Annotated in this window: 15 protein-coding genes; 2 read left to right on the top strand and 13 right to left on the bottom strand. The window is 52.1% G+C overall.

The window, feature by feature from the left end; all coding sequences use genetic code 11:
* Positions 1 to 11 precede the first annotated feature (11 nt).
* Positions 12 to 1,424: a serine-type D-Ala-D-Ala carboxypeptidase gene (gene dacB, locus IFO68_RS08915; RefSeq protein ID WP_192015578.1), complete on the top strand. Its 1,413-nt coding sequence runs from the start codon at positions 12 to 14 to the stop codon at positions 1,422 to 1,424.
* Between the two features lie 98 nt (positions 1,425 to 1,522).
* Here the strand turns inward: dacB and carB are convergent, their stop codons facing one another.
* The 9 genes from carB to murJ form a co-directional block, all read right to left on the bottom strand.
* Complete coding sequence (gene carB / locus IFO68_RS08910; protein WP_192015577.1) at positions 1,523 to 4,753, bottom strand: carbamoyl-phosphate synthase large subunit; 3,231 nt, start codon at positions 4,751 to 4,753, stop codon at positions 1,523 to 1,525.
* A gap of 16 nt (positions 4,754 to 4,769) precedes the next feature.
* Positions 4,770 to 5,909, bottom strand: a complete 1,140-nt coding sequence (carA, locus tag IFO68_RS08905; protein ID WP_192015576.1) for a glutamine-hydrolyzing carbamoyl-phosphate synthase small subunit — start codon at positions 5,907 to 5,909, stop codon at positions 4,770 to 4,772.
* A 530-nt stretch (positions 5,910 to 6,439) separates the two neighbouring features.
* Positions 6,440 to 7,249 carry a 4-hydroxy-tetrahydrodipicolinate reductase gene (dapB, locus tag IFO68_RS08900; protein WP_046218990.1) on the bottom strand — a complete coding sequence of 270 codons (810 nt, stop codon included), beginning with the start codon at positions 7,247 to 7,249 and terminating at the stop codon, positions 6,440 to 6,442.
* Positions 7,250 to 7,430: 181 nt separating this feature from the next.
* The gene (gene ispH, locus IFO68_RS08895) at positions 7,431 to 8,381 is read right to left on the bottom strand and encodes a 4-hydroxy-3-methylbut-2-enyl diphosphate reductase (protein WP_192015575.1); all 951 of its coding nucleotides are present in this window, start codon (positions 8,379 to 8,381) and stop codon (positions 7,431 to 7,433) included.
* 66 nt (positions 8,382 to 8,447) lie between these two features.
* Positions 8,448 to 8,882, bottom strand: coding sequence for an FKBP-type peptidyl-prolyl cis-trans isomerase (gene fkpB, locus IFO68_RS08890; protein WP_192015574.1), 435 nt, complete (start codon positions 8,880 to 8,882; stop codon positions 8,448 to 8,450).
* A 136-nt stretch (positions 8,883 to 9,018) separates the two neighbouring features.
* On the bottom strand, positions 9,019 to 9,534 hold the full coding sequence (gene lspA, locus IFO68_RS08885; RefSeq protein WP_192015573.1) for a signal peptidase II: 516 nt from the start codon (positions 9,532 to 9,534) through the stop codon (positions 9,019 to 9,021).
* Positions 9,534 to 12,365, bottom strand: a complete 2,832-nt coding sequence (gene ileS, locus IFO68_RS08880) for an isoleucine--tRNA ligase (RefSeq protein WP_192015572.1) — start codon at positions 12,363 to 12,365, stop codon at positions 9,534 to 9,536. Before ileS ends, lspA begins: the two co-directional genes overlap by 1 nt.
* Positions 12,362 to 13,336 carry a bifunctional riboflavin kinase/FAD synthetase gene (gene ribF / locus IFO68_RS08875; RefSeq protein ID WP_192015571.1) on the bottom strand — a complete coding sequence of 325 codons (975 nt, stop codon included), beginning with the start codon at positions 13,334 to 13,336 and terminating at the stop codon, positions 12,362 to 12,364. The genes ileS and ribF overlap by 4 nt, the downstream gene beginning before the upstream one ends.
* Before the next feature lie 133 nt (positions 13,337 to 13,469).
* On the bottom strand, positions 13,470 to 15,029 hold the full coding sequence (gene murJ, locus IFO68_RS08870; protein WP_192015570.1) for a murein biosynthesis integral membrane protein MurJ: 1,560 nt from the start codon (positions 15,027 to 15,029) through the stop codon (positions 13,470 to 13,472).
* A 209-nt stretch (positions 15,030 to 15,238) separates the two neighbouring features.
* Between murJ and rpsT the strand changes: the two genes are divergently transcribed.
* Positions 15,239 to 15,499, top strand: a complete 261-nt coding sequence (rpsT, locus tag IFO68_RS08865; RefSeq protein ID WP_027253088.1) for a 30S ribosomal protein S20 — start codon at positions 15,239 to 15,241, stop codon at positions 15,497 to 15,499.
* 102 nt (positions 15,500 to 15,601) lie between these two features.
* Here the strand turns inward: rpsT and IFO68_RS08860 are convergent, their stop codons facing one another.
* The 4 genes from IFO68_RS08860 to nhaA form a co-directional block, all read right to left on the bottom strand.
* Positions 15,602 to 15,892, bottom strand: a complete 291-nt coding sequence (locus tag IFO68_RS08860; RefSeq protein WP_192015569.1) for an ArsR/SmtB family transcription factor — start codon at positions 15,890 to 15,892, stop codon at positions 15,602 to 15,604.
* A gap of 59 nt (positions 15,893 to 15,951) precedes the next feature.
* A complete protein-coding gene (gene nhaR / locus IFO68_RS08855; protein ID WP_192015568.1) occupies positions 15,952 to 16,839 on the bottom strand; it encodes a transcriptional activator NhaR in 888 nt (295 codons plus the stop codon).
* 111 nt (positions 16,840 to 16,950) lie between these two features.
* Positions 16,951 to 17,217: a hypothetical protein gene (locus tag IFO68_RS08850; RefSeq protein ID WP_192015567.1), complete on the bottom strand. Its 267-nt coding sequence runs from the start codon at positions 17,215 to 17,217 to the stop codon at positions 16,951 to 16,953.
* A gap of 20 nt (positions 17,218 to 17,237) precedes the next feature.
* Positions 17,238 to 18,419 (bottom strand): Na+/H+ antiporter NhaA, encoded by a 1,182-nt coding sequence (gene nhaA, locus IFO68_RS08845; protein ID WP_192015566.1) that lies wholly within the window; start codon positions 18,417 to 18,419, stop codon positions 17,238 to 17,240.
* Positions 18,420 to 18,542 lie beyond the last annotated feature (123 nt).

Genomic DNA, 18,542 nt, shown 5'->3' with positions numbered 1-18,542 from the left:
TCTTCACCATTATGAAAAAGAAAGTTGGCTTATTTCTCGCTGCACTCGTGTTATCCCATTCGGTATTTGCCGAATTTTCTCCTGATGTGGCGATGACATCACTCCCCTCAGGGCATGATCTGGCTCTCATTATTACTGACCCGGCAACGGGCAACGCCATTTTCAGCCAGCGTGCTGAACAATTGCAGGCTCCCGCCAGCACTCAGAAACTGCTGACGGCCTTAGCTGCCAGACTGTACCTGGATCAAAACTTTCGTTTTACTACTCGGCTAGAGCAGAACAAAGAGCACTATATTATCCGCTTCAGTGGCGATCCAACGCTATCGCGTGGAGATCTTGCTGCTATGCTGCACGCTTTGAAGCAAAAAGGTGTACATCGCATCAAAGGGAATATCTACCTCAACGGCAGCCAGTTTACCGGCTACGAACAAGCATCCGGCTGGCCCTGGGATAGCCTTGGCGTCTGTTACAGTGCCCCGGCCAGCAGTATCACTCTGGAACACAACTGTGTTCAGGCGGCCTTATACAGTGACCGGCCACTGGGCCAGCCGACCCGGCTTCATATCCCTGCCCATCAGCCAGTCAGTGCCACCAGCTTTGCCAAAGTCGTCAGCAAAGCGCAGCAAAAATCCACCTTCTGTTCTTTGGAGCTGCAAACCCAGCCCGGCAACCATTACCAGCTCAACGGCTGCCTGCCGCAGCGGGACAAGCCCTTGCCGCTGAATTTTGCGGTCGTGGATACCGAGGCCTATGTCCGCGATGTGCTATTGCAAGAGCTCGACAGAAGAGGCATAGCTTTTGATGGCGAAATCCTGCGCGATGATACTCAAACAGGCCAGCAGATCACCAGTCACAGCTCTGCACCCTTACCGGCATTGCTGAAAATTATGCTGGAAGATTCTGACAACCTGATTGCCGATAACCTTGCCAAAACCCTGGGGCAGCGCTTCTATGATCAACCGGGCAGTTTTCACAATGGCACTGAAGCAATCAAGCAGATCATAGCTGAGCATACCGGCATCGATCTGAGCCGGGCGGTGCTGGCCGACGGTTCTGGCTTATCCCGGGACAACCGCATCATGGCCAGTGATATGATGAAAGTAATGACTTACATCTACCAGCATAATGACAGCCTGAACTTGCTTGCTGATTTGCCCGTTTCTGGCGAATCGGGCACCCTGCGTTACCGCCAGAGTATCCGGCATGAGCCGCTGAAAAGTCGACTGGCCGCTAAATCGGGTTCTCTCTACGGCACTTTCAATTTAGCCGGCGTGATGACAGCCAAATCCGGCAAACCTTTATTATTTGTTCAGTTTGTCACTAACTATCTGCCACCAGAAAAAACAGAAGATGCCCCAGCTGTCATGCCGGAAATTTTCAGATTCGAACGTCAGTTATATACAGATCTGTATGAATCGTTTTAACCAGATACAAGCTTGAGCCGCGAGCTGCCATTCTGAATGGCACAAAAAAGCCCGTCGTTTCACAACGACGGGCTTCTTATTACTTTGTCAGGGCGCTGTTAAGCCTTGTTCAGTCTTGCGTGAAGCTCTTGCACTGAGGTCACCTTATTACGGTCATCCGCAGTCAGTGCCATACAAGTGGCAAACGCAGCATTCAGGGTAGTGGTGTAATTCACCTTCTCCAGCAAGGCACCGCGGCGCAACACTTTAGAATCTTCAATCGCCTGACGGCCTTCTGCGGTGTTGATGATATAGCTGTACTCGTTGTTCTTGATACGGTCAAGAATATGAGGACGGCCTTCATGCACCTTGTTCACCAGGCGTGGATTAATCCCCGCTTCGCCCAGAATCACCGCAGTACCGTGGGTCGCATCCAGCTCGTAACCCAGCTTCACCAGCTTAGCAGCCAGGTCGACCACACGGCGTTTGTCATTATTACGGACAGACAGCAGTGCGCGGCCGGCATTTTCACGGCTGTGCTCTTTGCCACAGCCCAGTTCAGCCTTGGCGAAAGCTTCTGCGAACGTATCACCCACACCCATCACTTCGCCGGTCGAGCGCATTTCCGGACCAAGCAGCGGGTCGACACCCGGGAACTTGTTGAAAGGCAGCACCACTTCCTTCACTGAGTAGTAAGGAGGAATGATTTCCTTAGTGAAACCTTGTTGTTCCAGTGTCTGACCGGCCATCACACGCGCGGCAATTTTCGCCAGTGGTGCACCCGTTGCTTTGGAGACAAAAGGTACAGTCCGTGCGGCACGAGGGTTAACTTCAATCAGGTACACTTCGTTGTCTTTAACTGCAAACTGGGTATTCATCAGGCCGCGAACACCCAACTCAAAGGCCAGCTTCTCAACCTGACGACGCATTTCATCCTGAATTTCCTGGCTCAGGGTATATGCAGGCAGCGAGCAGGCTGAATCACCTGAGTGAACACCCGCTTGCTCGATATGCTCCATGATACCGCCGATCACCACACGCTCGCCGTCACAGATGGCATCCACATCCACTTCCGTGGCATCATCCAGGAAGCGATCCAGCAGCACAGGCGATTCGTTCGAGACGCTGACCGCTTCGTTGAAATAACGGCGCAAGTCATTTTCGTCGTACACGATTTCCATCGCACGACCGCCCAGTACATACGAAGGACGCACCACCAACGGGAAACCGATATCTTTCGATTTCTCAATAGCCTGTTCCATCGCTGTTACTGTCGCATTTTCCGGCTGCTTCAGGCCCAGGCGCTCAACAGCGGCCTGAAAACGTTCACGGTCTTCGGCGCGGTCAATCGCATCAGGGCTGGTACCAATAATTGGCACACCTGCCGCTTCCAGTGCACGCGCCAGTTTGAGCGGCGTTTGGCCACCGTACTGAACGATGACACCTTTAGGCTTCTCGACACGCACGATAGCCAGTACATCTTCCAGCGTAACCGGCTCAAAATACAGGCGATCCGAGGTGTCGTAATCAGTGGAAACTGTCTCAGGGTTACAGTTCACCATGATGGTTTCGTAACCGTCTTCGCGCAGGGCCAGCGATGCGTGTACGCAGCAGTAATCGAATTCGATACCCTGCCCGATACGGTTTGGACCACCACCCAGCACCATAATCTTGTCACGATCAGTCGGGTTGGCTTCACACTCTTCGTCATAAGACGAGTACATGTAAGCTGTGTCTGAAGAGAACTCAGCCGCACAGGTATCCACACGCTTATAAACAGGGTGAATATCGTGACGGTCACGTTCTTTGCGAATTTCCAGCTCAGCCACACCCAGCAGTTTAGCCAGTCGCGCATCCGAGAAGCCTTTGCGCTTCAGTTTACGCAGGAAATCGCCGGTCAGACCCGCAAAACCATCTTCTTTGACCTTGGCTTCCATTTGGACGATCTCTTCGATCTGTACCAGGAACCAGCGGTCGACATTGGTCAGGTTAAAGACGCCATCCACAGACAGCCCGGCACGGAAGGCATCAGCGATATACCAGATACGCTCAGCACCGGCTTCTTTCAGCTCGTGGCGAATCTTAGTCAGCGCTTCAGGATCGTCCAGATCCACCATTTCATCAAAGCCGTTGGCACCCACTTCCAGGCCACGCAGTGCTTTTTGCAGTGATTCCTGCTGGTTACGGCCGATGGCCATCACTTCACCAACAGATTTCATCTGAGTCGTCAGACGATCGTTGGCACCTGCGAACTTTTCAAAGTTGAAGCGTGGGATCTTAGTAACAACGTAGTCTATGGTTGGTTCGAACGAGGCCGGTGTTGCGCCACCCGTGATGTCGTTCATCAACTCATCCAACGTGAAACCTATCGCCAGCTTGGCGGCCACTTTGGCAATCGGGAAGCCGGTCGCTTTCGAAGCCAGGGCTGACGAGCGGGAAACACGCGGGTTCATCTCAATGATAACCATACGGCCATCTTTCGGATTAATACCGAACTGGACGTTTGAGCCACCGGTTTCCACGCCGATTTCGCGCAGTACCGCCAGCGACGCATTACGCATCAGCTGGTATTCTTTGTCCGTCAGCGTCTGGGCAGGCGCAACTGTGATGGAGTCACCGGTGTGAATACCCATTGGATCGAAGTTTTCAATGGCGCAGACGATGATGCAGTTGTCGTTCTTATCACGAACCACTTCCATCTCGTACTCTTTCCAGCCAATCAGGGACTCGTCAATCAGCAGTTCATTGGTCGGTGATAAATCCAGACCACGGCGACAAATTTCTTCAAATTCTTCTTTGTTATAGGCGATACCACCGCCTGTACCACCCATGGTGAAAGACGGACGGATGATACAGGGGAAGCCGACCATATCGAGGACTTTGTAGGCTTCTTCCATGGTTTTCGCGGTATCGGCGCGCGGACACTCCAGACCAATCGACTTCATGGCTTTATCAAAGCGTGAACGGTCTTCGGCTTTGTCGATCGCATCAGCCGTTGCACCAATCATTTCTACGCCGAATTCGGCCAGTACGCCGTGACGCTCCAGATCCAGCGCACAGTTCAGTGCAGTCTGGCCGCCCATAGTCGGCAGGACCGCATCTGGACGCTCTTTTTCAATGATCTTGCGTACAACTTCCCAGTGGATAGGCTCAATATATGTCGCATCCGCCATTTCCGGATCGGTCATGATAGTGGCCGGGTTCGAGTTCACCAGGATAACGCGGTAACCTTCCTCACGCAGCGCTTTACACGCTTGAGCACCTGAATAGTCGAACTCACACGCCTGGCCAATCACGATAGGACCGGCACCCAGAATCAGAACACTTTGTATGTCAGTACGTTTTGGCATCGTTTACTACTCCGGCTTAGGCGCTGTGCTGTTTAATCAGGTCGATAAAGTGGTCAAAAAGTGGTGCCGCATCGTGCGGACCCGGGCTGGCTTCAGGGTGACCCTGGAAGCTGAAAGCCGGCTTGTCGGTACGGTGGATGCCCTGCAGGGAGCCATCGAACAGCGACTTGTGGGTGGCACGCAGGTTATCTGGCAGTGTGTCTTCATCAGCCGCAAAACCGTGGTTCTGGCTGGTGATCATCACAACATTGCGGTCCAGATCTTTAACCGGGTGGTTGGCACCGTGGTGACCAAATTTCATTTTCACTGTCTTGGCACCGCTTGCCAGCGCCAGGATCTGGTGTCCCAGGCAGATGCCAAACACAGGCAGGCCTTTGTCCAGAAATGTTTTCGTCGCTTCAATCGCGTAAGTACAAGGCTCCGGGTCGCCGGGGCCATTTGACAGGAAGACGCCATCCGGATTCATCGCCAGCACTTCTTCTGCTGAGGTTTCTGCCGGAACAACCGTCAGGCGACAACCACGGTCAACCAGCATGCGCAGGATATTACGCTTGGCACCGAAGTCATAAGCCACCACATGGTAAGGTAACTCGCCGGCCTCTTTGGCTTCCGGCAGCCCGCCTTCCAGCGTCCAGGAACCCTGCGCCCAGCTGTAGCTTTCTTTGGTCGACACCACCTTCGCCAGATCCATCCCTTTCAGGCCAGGAAAGGCTTTGGCTTTTTCCAGCGCCAGCGCCGCGTCGAGATTGTCACCCGCCATGATGCAACCATTCTGCGCGCCTTTCTCACGCAGCAGACGGGTCAGCTTACGGGTGTCAATGTCAGCGATACCAACAATGTTTTGAGATTTCAGATAATCAGACAATGTCTGCTGGGAACGGAAGTTTGAAGCAATAAGAGGGAGGTCGCGAATTACCAGGCCTTGCGCGTGGATTGCAGTAGATTCTTCGTCTTCGGAATTGGTTCCGGTATTGCCAATGTGGGGATAAGTAAGAGTGACAATCTGTTGAGAGTAAGAGGGGTCAGTGAGAATTTCCTGGTACCCCGTCATCGAGGTATTGAAAACAACTTCACCAACGGCCGAACCATCTGCACCGATGGATACGCCGTGGAACACAGTCCCGTCTTCAAGGACTAACAGCGCCGATTTGTTCAAGACAACCTCCAATCTTCATAAAAACGCAAATAAAACAGATAAAATTGCATTTACCCATTCCATAGAAAGTCAAAACCCCAGTCAAGCCGAATTTTGACAAATTGCGCGCATTCTAGTGATCCATGCCCAAACTGTCAACAACAGGGGGAAATTAAATTTTAAATATCGACCACTCCGACCGCTTAAGCCGCCAAACCAGAGAAAGCATATCTTTTCCTGCCTTTTCCCATCGGCCTTCCGGGCTGCATGTTCAGGCAACCGTTTGCCAAGCCAGCCAAACGCTCACTATAAATTATCTAACGGATAAACCATAAAAATCAGGCAAGATAACACCTACTTTTACCGCACAGGAAGGGCCAAGGCGCAACAAGCACACAAAAAAGCAAGCAAACCCTTGGATTTACAGTGAAGAGCACAACAAGAATGCTTTCTCGCTCAGTTTGATGATTTATGCAAAATGAAGGAGACTAAAAACAGAGAACTGAGCAGAACACTGCAGCCGGAACCGGCTGCAGTGTGAAAGAAGTGATTTACAGATCGTTCAGGCCAAGCACATCCTGCATGGTATAAAAACCCGCCGGTTGCTTATCCAGCCAAGCCGCCGCGCGGACTGCACCGTTGGCAAATGTCATACGATCTGTCGCTTTGTGAGTGATTTCGACCCGCTCGCCAATATCAGCAAACATAGCCGTGTGCTCGCCGATAATGTCGCCGGCGCGAATCGTCGCGAAGCCGATCTCATCACGGCTACGCTCACCGGTAATCCCTTCACGGGCATAGACAGCAACATCGCTCAGTTTTTTCCCCATTGCGCCGGCAATCGCCTCGCCCATGCCCAGCGCTGTACCGGAAGGCGCGTCGACTTTGTGTCTGTGGTGGGCTTCTATGATTTCGATATCACAGTAATCCCCCATGATCTTGGCCGCTTTCTCCAGCAGCTTGAACGTCAGGTTGACGCCGACACTGTAGTTGGGGGCCATCACAACGGCTATCTGGCTGGCGGCAGCATCGATCCGGGCTTTTTCTTCTTCGCTAAAACCGGTTGTCCCAATGACAATTTTCTTATTATGGCGCTGGCACAGCGCCAGATTCGCCAGTGTTGCAACTGGCGCAGTGAAATCAATCAGCACATCAAAATCATTGATCGCTTTTTCAATATCATCGACCACAGCCACTTCCAGCTTGCCAATACCCGCCAGCTCACCGGCATCAACGCCGATCAAGCTGCTCTGAGGACGCTCAGTCGCCGCACCCACCTGAGCCTGCTCAGACTGTGCTGTCGCTTTCAGTAACTGGCGTCCCATTCGCCCTGCCGCACCGGCAATCGCGATTCTGACCATAGCTGTTTCTCCTTAAAACATTCAGCAGATGAAGGTCTGTTTATCTTTCAGGGCCAGGTTTACCGGCCAACACCACGCCAAGACCATGAAAGATAAACAGCCCATTAATCTAGCCTGTATAACGGTGAAAAAAAACCCCGGTTATAACCGGGGTTCCATAAATAATCCTGCGACGGGCTGCTCAGCCTACATTTTTGACCTGCAATTCGCGCGGCACTTCAAAAAACATATTTTCTTCGCGGCCGCTCAGCTCTTCCACTTCGCCACCGGCCAGAGCCTGAATTCGCGCGATAATCTGGTTGACCAGCGCTTCCGGCGCAGAGGCGCCCGCAGTCACGCCCACACTCGTTTTGCCGGTCAGCCAGTTGGCATCAACATCTTCGGCACAGTCCGTCAGGTAGCTTGGGGTACCCAGCTTTTCTGCTAATTCACGCAGGCGATTGGAGTTTGAGGAGTTCTTTGACCCCACCACTATCATCACATCGACGCTGGCGGCCATTTCACGCACGGCATCCTGGCGATTCTGGGTTGCATAACAGATGTCATCTTTGCGCGGTCCCTGAATCTCCGGAAAGACCTGTCGCAAGCGATCAATGACCTCTGCGGTTTCGTCCACCGACAAAGTCGTCTGACTAACATAATGCAGGTTACCCGGATCTCTCACCACAGTTTTCAGCTTGTCAACATCGACCGGGGTTTCAACCAGGTACATACCGCCCGTATCGCTGGCGTACTGGCCCATAGTCCCTTCGACTTCAGGGTGACCGGCGTGGCCGATCAACACCACTTCCATATCGCGGCGACTGGCGCGGGCCACTTCCATATGGACTTTGGTGACCAGAGGGCATGTCGCATCAAACACGGTTAACTTACGTGCTTTAGCTTCATTACGAACGGCCTGAGACACTCCGTGAGCAGAAAAAATAACAATATTATCATCCGGCACTTCGCTCAGCTCTTCGACAAAGACGGCCCCACGCTGTTTCAGTCCTTCAACCACAAACCGGTTGTGAACCACCTCATGGCGCACGTAAATAGGCGGCTGATACAGCTCCAGCGCACGCTCAACGATACTGATTGCCCGATCAACACCGGCACAGAAACCACGAGGGTTAGCAAGTACGATTTTCATATCTGAGGACTCTTTACCTTCATCCTTCCACTCTTGATCTCAAGATGACCAGGAGCGGATATGGGTTTACCCTTCGATGCCGACCACTTCAACATCAAAGGTCACCCGCTGGCCGGCCAGCGGGTGATTGAAATCAACAGTGACAGAATCACCGACCACAGCGGTAATCACACCAGGGATATCCTGCCCGTCCGGGCCGCTGAATGCAATGATAGCGCCGACTTCTGCCGGAGCGTCAGAGCCAAAGCGGGTTAAATCAACATGATGGATATTGTCAGGGTTCGGCATACCGAATGCATCTTCCGGCTCAAGCACAAACTGGTTTTTCTCGCCCTGCGCCAGGCCAAGCAGGCAACGTTCAAAGTTGTCAGTCAGGCTGCCATCGCCCATACGAAACTTAGCCGGTTTCCCCATAGACTGAGTAGACTCAGCGACAGAGCCGTCTTCCAGCTTGATGGAAAAGTGCATTAAAACTTCACTGTTGTGCGTGATAACCGACATACATACATCCTGATTACGAATTACTGAGTGATACGGCAGGCCTTAATTATCATGCTTACCGGATAAATCCATCGCTTTTTACAATAAAGCGCCGCCCATCGCAACGAGCAGCGCCTGGTCCGTGAGCCTGAACGCCTTACTGGCTTGCTTTGGTCTTGGTCTTTCCGGCCAGAAACCCTTCCAGAATGATAAGACCCGCGCCAACGCAGATTGCCGAGTCGGCAATATTAAACGCCGGCCAGTGGTGCTGCCCGATATAGAAATCGAGAAAATCCACTACAAAGCCATGGTACAGGCGATCAAACAGGTTACCGAGTGCGCCACCTATGATCAGCGCATAGGCAGAGTTGACCATAATATGGCTGGCTGGAGTGCGGCGCATCCAGACCATGAGTAACGCAGTCACCCCTAAGGCAATAGCGGTAAACAACCAGCGCTGCCAGCCGCTGGCATCACTGAGAAAACTGAAAGCCGCGCCGTAGTTATGCACATACAGCAGATTAAAGAAGGGCAAGACTTCAATGCGGTTAGGCCAGCCGTAACCCATGCTGTCCATCACCAGCAGCTTAGTACCGATATCGATGGCAAAGACCAGAACCGCCAGCCACAGCCAGCGGATTCCGGATTGCTTCAAAGCAGGTAAATTACTCATCAGGCAAACTTGCGCTCTTCACCCTGACCATCAATGTTGGTCACACAGCGGCCACAAATTTCTTCATGCCCGGCAATGGTGCCGACATCGGCCACATGGTGCCAGCAGCGATCACACTTAGCCGCGTCCGATGCTGTCACCAGCACCGACAGACCAGCCACGTCAGTCGGTTTCGCCTCTGCCGGCTTGCTGTCAGTCAACGCCACCTGGGCTTTAGAAGTCAACAGTACAAAGCGCAGCTCATTTTCCAGACTGTTCAGCTTGTCCGCCAGCTCAGGTTCGGCAAACAGCGTCACCTCTGCCTGCAGCGCACCGCCAAGGCGTTTTTCGTTACGCGCTTCTTCCAGCAGTTTGTTCACAGCGCCGCGAACCGCCTGGATCTCAGTCCAGAATTCGTTGCTGAAAGCATCATTTTCAGACAGCTCAAACAGGCCTTCAAACCACTCGCCGGTGAAGACAAAGGTATCACGCTCACCCGGCATCTCATTCCAGATTTCATCGGCGGTGAAAGACATGATAGGCGCCATCCAGCGAACCAGAGCTTCGACAATATAGTACAAAGCGGTCTGGCAGCTGCGCTGGGCATGACCACCACGTTTGGCGGTGTACTGGCGATCTTTGATCACATCGAGATAGAAAGAGCCCATTTCGATCGAACAAAAGTGCATCAGGCGTTGGGTCACTGTGTGCAGATTGTATTCATCGTAAGCTTGGATGATTTCATCCTGTGCCGCTTTCGCTTGCGCGACTGCCCAGCGATCCAACGCAACCATCTCTTCCGCTGGCACGCAGTCGGTGGCCGGGTTGAAGCCACTCAGGTTGGCCAGCAGGAAACGCGCTGTATTACGGATACGACGGTAAGCATCGGCACTGCGCTTGAGGATTTCATCTGACACCGCCACTTCGCCGGTGTAGTCAGTCGATGCGACCCACAGACGCAGGATATCAGCGCCCAGCTTATTGGTAACATCTTTTGGCGCAACCACGTTACCGATAGATTTCGACATCTTACGACCCTGACCATCAACCACGAAACCGTGGGTCAGAACCTGACGATAAGGGGCCTTGTTTTTCATCGCCACAGATGAAATCAGCGAAGACTGGAACCAGCCACGATGCTGATCAGAACCTTCCAGGTAAAGATCGGCCGAACTGCCATTGAATTCTTCACGATTATCAACCACGGCATAGTGGGTGGCACCGGAGTCGAACCAGACATCCAGAGTGTCCAGCACTTTTTCGTATTGCTCAGCATCGACTTCACCCATGATCTCGGCAGGGTTGAGATCCCACCACGCCTGGATGCCTTTTTCTTCCACCAACTGGGCCACTTTTTCAATCAGCGCCAGACTGTCCGGATGCAGTTCCTGCGTTTCTTTATGGACGAAAAGTGCAATTGGTACGCCCCAGGTACGCTGACGCGAGATACACCACTCAGGGCGACCTTCAACCATGCTCTCGATACGGCTCTGGCCCCACTCAGGCATCCACTGAACGCCTTTGATTTCTTCCAGTGCTTTTGCACGCAGACCGTTCTGATCCATGGAAATAAACCACTGCGGGGTGGCACGGAAGATGATTGGGGTCTTGTGACGCCAGCAATGCGGATAACTGTGCTCATAAGAGTGATGATGCAGCAAGGCACCGTGTTCTTTCAGCGTCTCGACAACTGCGTCGTTGGCTTTGAAGACGTGCTGACCGGCAAACAGTTCGGTATCCGGCAGGTATACGCCGTTACTGCCGACCGGGTTTGCCACTTCCAGGCCGTACTTCTGACCGACAACAAAGTCTTCCTGGCCGTGGCCAGGCGCTGTGTGCACGCAGCCCGTACCGGATTCGGTGGTCACGTGATCACCCAGAATCACAGGCACATCAAAGCTGTAAAACGGGTGGTTAAAGCGCAGCAGATCCAGCTCTATGCCCTTACAGAAGCCCAGATTATGGAAATGCTCGATACCGGCACGATCCATCACATCTTTTGCCAGTTCAGCGGCCACAATCAGACGTTGAGGCTGCTCGCCTTCCACCTGGATCAGGACATATTCCAGATCGTCACGGACAGCTACCGCACGGTTGGCCGGCAATGTCCAAGGCGTAGTGGTCCAGATCACAATGGACACATCACCCTGCCCCTGGTGATCACTGGCCAGATTAAACTTGCTTAACACCTCAGCTTCATCAACGGCTTTGAATTTCACGTCAATAGACGGCGAGACCTTGTTTTTGTATTCCACTTCGGCTTCAGCCAGCGCTGAACCACAGTCGGTACACCAGTGAACAGGTTTGAAACCTTTCAGCAGGTGGCCGTTATCTGCAATTTTGCCCAAGGCACGAATGATGTTGGCTTCGGTAGCGAAGTCCATAGTGCGGTAAGGCTTGTCCCACTCACCCAGTACCCCGAGGCGAACAAAACTTTCTTTCTGGCCTTCAACCTGACCGGCTGCATACGCACGGCATTTTTCGCGGAACTCGGCGGCAGAGACTTTATGGCCGGGTTTACCGACTTTTTTCTCTACCATTAACTCGATCGGCAAACCGTGGCAATCCCAGCCTGGCACGTAAGGCGCGTCAAAGCCGGACATCGACTTTGACTTGATAATAATGTCTTTGAGAATCTTGTTCAGTGCGTGACCAATATGAATATCACCATTGGCATATGGAGGGCCGTCATGCAGTACGAAAGATTTTTTACCTTTCTTGGCTTTACGGATTTCACCGTAGAGATCCTCGTCATACCAACGCTTAAGCATTGCAGGCTCGCGTTGCGCCAGATTGCCTCGCATCGGAAACCCTGTTTCAGGCAGGTTCAGGGTATCTTTATAGTCGCTCATTGATTCTCAATTCCGTTACTTGGGCGAAGTTGGACATGTTGACGATGCTCAGACAGCCACACCCGCGCAGTCTGGGCATCACGCTCGATTTGCGCTTTCAGCGCATCAAAGGAGGCGAATTTAATTTCATCTCGTAGTTTGTGGTGTAGCACCACTTCAATCTGACAACCATAAATGTCAGACTGATAATCAAATAAATGGACTTCCAGTTGCTGACGCTCGCCGTTCACTGTCGGCCGGCGGCCGATATTCGCCACCCCGGGCAATGGCTGTTGCGCCACCCCCAGCACTTCAACGGCATACACACCGGAAACCGGTGAAACCCGGCGCTTCAGCGGCACATTGGCCGTGGGGAAGCCTATGGTCCGGCCCAGCTTCTGGCCATGTGACACCCGGCCGGTAATACTGTATGGGCGGCCCAGCATGGCCTCCGCTGAGGCCAGATCATCACTGGCCAGTGCTTCGCGGATTGCCGTACTGCTCACTCGCTGAGTATCCACACAGTAACTCTGGGTACTGACAACCTCAAAGCCGAATTCACGTCCGGCAGCTTCCAGCATGGTAAAATCGCCGCTGCGGCCTTTACCGAAGCGAAAGTCGTCACCAACAACCAGAAACTTAACACCCAATTGTTCCACCAACAAGCGACGGACGAAATCTTCCGGCGCCATATCGGCAAAGCGGGCGTTGAAATTGACACACAACAGGCGAGCTATGCCTGCATGACTGAGCTGCTGATACTTGTCGCGAAAGCGAGTCAGCCTTGCCGGCGCCTTGTCTTTGGCAAAGAGCTCCATAGGCTGAGGCTCGAAACTCATCACAGTCGAAGGAACCCCTAATCGTCGGGCTTGCTCCAGTACCTGACGCAGCACGGCCAGATGGCCCTGATGGACCCCGTCAAAGTTGCCAATTGTCAGAACACAGCCGTGGTGACCGGGCCGGATATTATGAATTCCTCGGATCAATTCCATCTGCAGCTAATCATTACCAAAGTCAAAAACTGACGGATTATATACCAGAGCGCAACAGGGTTAAAACCATGCGCGCCGTAAGATGTACTTTTTTGCCGCAATTCCGTGCCAGCCATGATCCGTATCGCGCACCTTAGCTTTCGCTACGCAGGTGGTGCAAACGGACGCCTGTCACTGTCAGTGATAACAGGTAAGTCACGGCACCAATCCCTATCAGGCCAGTCAGCCAGTACACACGCTGAACCAGACCCAATGACAGCCAGTGCGCCATATCTGGCGACAACCATAACAGCACGCCCACCATAGCCACACCGGCAATAACCAGACGGACCACAAATCCAAACGTAGTACGTGAAATACGGTACACCCCGGCGCGGTGCAGGCCGCGGTACAAAAGTGCGGCGTTGACCAGTGCTGATAAGGCTGTTGCCAGCGCCAGACCAACATAACCTAGGAAATAGGCAAAAATAGCATTGAATACCATGTTGGTGACCATAGCAATAACACCATAGCGCACCGGGGTACGGGTGTCTTGTCTTGCATAGTAACCAGGCGCTAGCACCTTGATTAGCATAAAGTTCAGCAAGCCAGATGCATAAGCCAGCAGCGACATGCCCGCCTGCTCGACATCATTGGGGGTAAATTCCCCCCGCATGAAAAGCACCATCAGCATAGGCTTAGCCAGCACCATTAGCCCCAGCATAGCAGGCAAACCGAGCAGAAGTACCATTCTGACCCCCCAGTCCATTGTGTGGGCAAAATGCTCCCGGTTCTGATCCACATGCTTGCGCGACAAGGCCGGCAGGATCACGGTCGCAATGGCAATCCCAAACAGACCCAAAGGAAATTCAAGCAGCCGGTCTGAGTAATACAGCCAACTGATAGAGCCCGTCATCAGAAAGCTGGCGATGAAGGTATCAAACAACAGGTTAATCTGGCTCACTGACACACCGAACAAGGCCGGGATCATCAGAGTGCGGATTTTCACCACGCCGGGATCGCGCCATCCCCAGCGTGGACGTACCAGCACCCCTTCCCGGTAAAGAAAGGGTAACTGAAACAGAAACTGTACTAAACCGCCCAGAAAAACGCCCAGAGCCAGGCCGATTTCAGGCTGTTCCAGATTCGGTGATACCCACCAGGCACACAAAATGATGGAGATATTGAGAAATACCGGGGTAAACGAAGAAACGGCAAATTTCCCCAAGGTATTGAGGACGGCCCCCGACAAAGCGACCAGAGTGATAAACCACAGGTAAGGAAAAGTGATTTTCAGCAACAAGCTTGCCAGCTCAAACTTCGGCGCTGCCGGCCCGTCATTGAGCCAGTCAATAAACCAACCTGCTCCAAACAGGGCTGTAATCACCCCGGAACCCAATACGCCCAAAAGGGTGACCAAGGTAACTATGCCCCCCAGCGTACCGGACACCCGGGCGATAAGCTCACGGGTCTTATCTTTATCACCCGCCGCATGAGCTTCGGTCAGCACGGGAACGAAAGCCTGAGAGAAAGCCCCTTCCGCAAACAGGCGGCGAAGAAAGTTTGGGATCTTATTGGCGAAGAAAAAAACATCGGCAGCCGCACCGGCTCCCATCAGGTTTGCTACCACTACATCTCGCACTAAACCCATGACGCGAGATACTAAAGTCATACTGCTGACAATCAGCCCGGAGCGCAAAAGACGCTTACTCACAAAAAAACCTCATAAAAGATGGCCCAGAAAGGTGACTTGCAGAGCCAAATGCTGGTAGAATCTGCCGCCATATTAACCGTGTTAATGCACAAGTGCCAATTTCAATGGCGCGGCTGTTATTTGCACAAATCATTTGACATTGTTCGGTTTTAGAGGCATATTCCTCGGCCTTAAATTGTCACCATACCAAGAATTTGGGAGTTACACCCTTGGCAAATATCAAATCTGCTAAGAAACGTGCAATCACTTCTGAAAAACGTCGTCAGCACAACGCTAGCCGTCGTTCTATGATGCGCACTTTCTTCAAAAAAGTTGTTGCTGCTATTGAAGCAGGCGATAAAGAAGCCGCCGTTAAGGCCTTCGCTGACATGCAACCTGTTATGGACCGTATGGCTACTAAAGGCCTGGTTCACAAAAACAAGGCTGCTCGTCATAAAGCGCGCCTGTCTGCAAAAATCAACGCTCTGTAATTTCAGTGCATTGATGCTACAGCAATAAAAAAACCGGCTATGGCCGGTTTTTTTATATCCGCTATTTACTTTAACGTCTCGTACCAGGCTGGTAATAAGTGCCTAGCAGTACATTTGCTGCAACAGCTGAATCATCGACTTCACTTCCTGGCTTCTCAGCCTGTAGAACACAGTCTGCGACTCTTTACGTGTCGCCACCAGGCCATCGCGCCTTAGCCAGGCAAGGTGCTGTGACAAGGCCGACTGGCTTAATTCCAGACGGTCACTCATCGTTCCAACCGACAACTCTCCTTCCAGCAAGTAGCATAAAATCAGCAGCCGCCGCTCATTAGCCATAGCCTTAAGCAAAGACACTGCCTGAGGAGCACTGTGATGTAACTTTATGGTTTCCATCTTTCCACCGCTTGAACTTCAGTGATTTATCTATTGACTTCTATCACTGAAAAAGGCGGTCATTTGAACAATTTTCTGAAGTCGGCTTCGCAAATTTTCTTCACCGCAGGGTGCATGATCATACGTTCTGCAAAAATAACGTAATATTCCTCCCGAATCGCTCTTACTCGCTTCACTTCGCGTACGGTATGCGACTGTTCGATCTCTTCGGCATAAATCGAAGGTGCCACAAACATAGATTTTCGAAACGCGCCGAACGCTTTCATTAACGCCGCATCATCAAACTCACCCAATATGTTGGGCGTGATCCCCTGCTGATCAAACCAATGATGCAGTTTACGTCCCATAGCCGTACGGCGTCCCGGTACCAGCAGCTTGTACTCTTCAAGGCAGGCAGGAAAACTGAGTGACTTATCTGCATCCGAACAGAAAAAGCTCATCCCTGACTCGCCCAGTTTTTTACTGAACAACCCAGGGCTCTGTGTGGAGTCCACCGGGCAATCAGACAAAATCATATCCAGCTTATGCTGAGACAATTGCTCCAGCAGCATTTCATGCGTCGACTCGTAGCAGCGCAAATGTATGCGCTCATCTTCCGGGATACCCGCCATCAAAATTTTACTGACCAGGCGTTTTGACAGCGCATCCGCGACCCCGACTTCCAGCAACTGATTCTCGCGCTGGGTATAATTCACGATATCCAGTAATTCATAACTGAGATCAAACATTTTGTCGGCGTACTTAAAGACCAGCTGTCCCAGCTCTGTGGGCTCAATGTTGCGGCCAACCCTTTTTGTCAGCTTTCCGTTCAGCCTTTCCTCAAGCGCTCTTATCTGGCCCGTCACTGTCTGCGGAGCAAGAAATAATGCATCGGCCGCTTTGGTCACTGACCCTTGCTTGCAGACCATCCAGAAATAATACAGGTGATTGTAATTCAGGTGCGACACTGTCGTAGGCCTCGATACTCAACAAATAAAAAACCCCAGGCCTTGTCAGCCTGGGGTTATCCTATGTGTTTTTTATCCGAAAAGACACTGAGTCTTGGGACGGGAAAAAGATTATTGCGCCTGTATCTCTGTCACTGTTTCCGCTGACACCAAATGGCGGGAACGCTCACCCGCACGTTGCTCCAGCGCCCGGGCCAGAAAACCGGTAGGCGTATCGTCCTGCCGTTCCTGATTCTGATTCACCCCCTGCGCAAAGCCGGTAAGATAGGCTTTACACAGCTCATTATCAAGCTGCTGCTGGCAGTGACTGTAGTCAGCCGCCGCCGCTGAGGCACCGGCCGAACTCAGGCCCAATACCAGTACAATTAATGCTTTCATAAACACCTCCCTGTCCCGGATCACGATGATGTCTGACTGTCCTTAACGGCCTTGGCGGCCGGAAGCGAACGGTGCAGCAGTATATAGCCGACAACAGCTGCGGTGGTCGAACCGATCAGAATACCCAGCTTGGAATAAGTAATCAGCTCGAGATCAGCACCGCTGAATGCCAGCATCGAAATAAATATCGACATAGTAAAACCGATACCGCACAGCACTGACACCGCAAATATCTGACTAAAGCCTGTACCTTCAGGTAAACGCGCTATCCCCATTCTCACTGCCAGATAGCTCGCGATAAAAATACCCAGCGGCTTACCAACAAACAGGCCCAGCGCAATCCCCAGTGGCAGCATCGCGGTCAGACCTTCTGCCGATACGCCTGCCAGCGAAATTCCTGCATTCGCAAAGGCGAACAGCGGCAATATCAGATACGCGACATACGGATGTAATCCATGCTCCAGTGTCTTGAGCGGCGAGATTTCTTTGCCCTGCTTATTCTGCCCCTGAAGTGGGATAGCAAAGCCCAGCACGACACCCGCCAGCGTGGCATGCACGCCCGACTGCAGTACGCTGAACCAGAGCACCAGCCCGACCAGAATATACCAGACCAGGTTAGTAACATTACGGGCATGCATAATAAAGAGCACGGCGGTAGCTGCAAATGCCACAGCCAGCGCAATGGCAGACAAATCACTGCTGTAGAACAAGGCGATGATAACAATGACACCCAGGTCATCAATAATTGCTAATGCCAGCAAAAAGACTTTCAGGCTAACCGGTACCCGATTACCCAAGAGGGCCATAATACCCAACGCAAATGCGATATCTGTCGCAGCTGGGATTGCCCAGCCACCAATCGCCACAGGATCGGCATAGTTAAAAAGCACATACACTAAAGCTGGTGCGACCATGCCACCCAATGCGGCGATGGCCGGAAAAATCGCTTTCTCTTTAGTATTCAGTGCACCTTCGATCAGTTCACGCTTCACTTCCAGGCCAATCACCAGGAAGAAAATCGCCATCAAACCATCGTTAATCCAATGCTCAACCGACAGGCCTGCAATATAAGTATGTAATGCGCCCTCATACACTGACTGCAAAGGCGAGTTGGCAATAATCATGGCCAGAGCCGCCGCAACAATCAGCAAGATGCCGCCGGCAGACTCTAATTTAAAGAATTTCAGAATTACATCGGTCATTGACCGCAGCTCCTTACTACTCACTGTAAAATCACACTTTTTATTGATGTGCGGTTGAAACAGTGTAGACGCCTACTGACATCTCTGTGAAATCGTTTGTTTAGAGCCAACAACTCGGTAAAA

This window comes from Photobacterium arenosum (assembly GCF_014841115.1).
GTDB classification, from domain to species: Bacteria; Pseudomonadota; Gammaproteobacteria; order Enterobacterales; family Vibrionaceae; genus Photobacterium; species Photobacterium arenosum.
The sequence above is the reverse complement of the archived record's forward strand: the minus strand, read 5'-3'. Positions and strand labels throughout refer to the sequence as shown.

What these genes read in the sequence shown, in the direction of transcription:
- dacB (WP_192015578.1), top strand. Translation starts at nt 12, where the DNA reads ATGAAAAAGAAAGTTGGCTTATTTCTCGCTGCACTCGTGTTATCCCAT.
- ribF (WP_192015571.1), bottom strand. Translation starts at nt 13,336, where the DNA reads ATGGAATTGATCCGAGGAATTCATAATATCCGGCCCGGTCACCACGGC.
- ileS (WP_192015572.1), bottom strand. Translation starts at nt 12,365, where the DNA reads ATGAGCGACTATAAAGATACCCTGAACCTGCCTGAAACAGGGTTTCCG.
- ispH (WP_192015575.1), bottom strand. Translation starts at nt 8,381, where the DNA reads ATGAAAATCGTACTTGCTAACCCTCGTGGTTTCTGTGCCGGTGTTGAT.
- nhaA (WP_192015566.1), bottom strand. Translation starts at nt 18,419, where the DNA reads ATGACCGATGTAATTCTGAAATTCTTTAAATTAGAGTCTGCCGGCGGC.
- IFO68_RS08850 (WP_192015567.1), bottom strand. Translation starts at nt 17,217, where the DNA reads ATGAAAGCATTAATTGTACTGGTATTGGGCCTGAGTTCGGCCGGTGCC.
- IFO68_RS08860 (WP_192015569.1), bottom strand. Translation starts at nt 15,892, where the DNA reads ATGGAAACCATAAAGTTACATCACAGTGCTCCTCAGGCAGTGTCTTTG.
- dapB (WP_046218990.1), bottom strand. Translation starts at nt 7,249, where the DNA reads ATGGTCAGAATCGCGATTGCCGGTGCGGCAGGGCGAATGGGACGCCAG.
- lspA (WP_192015573.1), bottom strand. Translation starts at nt 9,534, where the DNA reads ATGAGTAATTTACCTGCTTTGAAGCAATCCGGAATCCGCTGGCTGTGG.
- carB (WP_192015577.1), bottom strand. Translation starts at nt 4,753, where the DNA reads ATGCCAAAACGTACTGACATACAAAGTGTTCTGATTCTGGGTGCCGGT.
- fkpB (WP_192015574.1), bottom strand. Translation starts at nt 8,882, where the DNA reads ATGTCGGTTATCACGCACAACAGTGAAGTTTTAATGCACTTTTCCATC.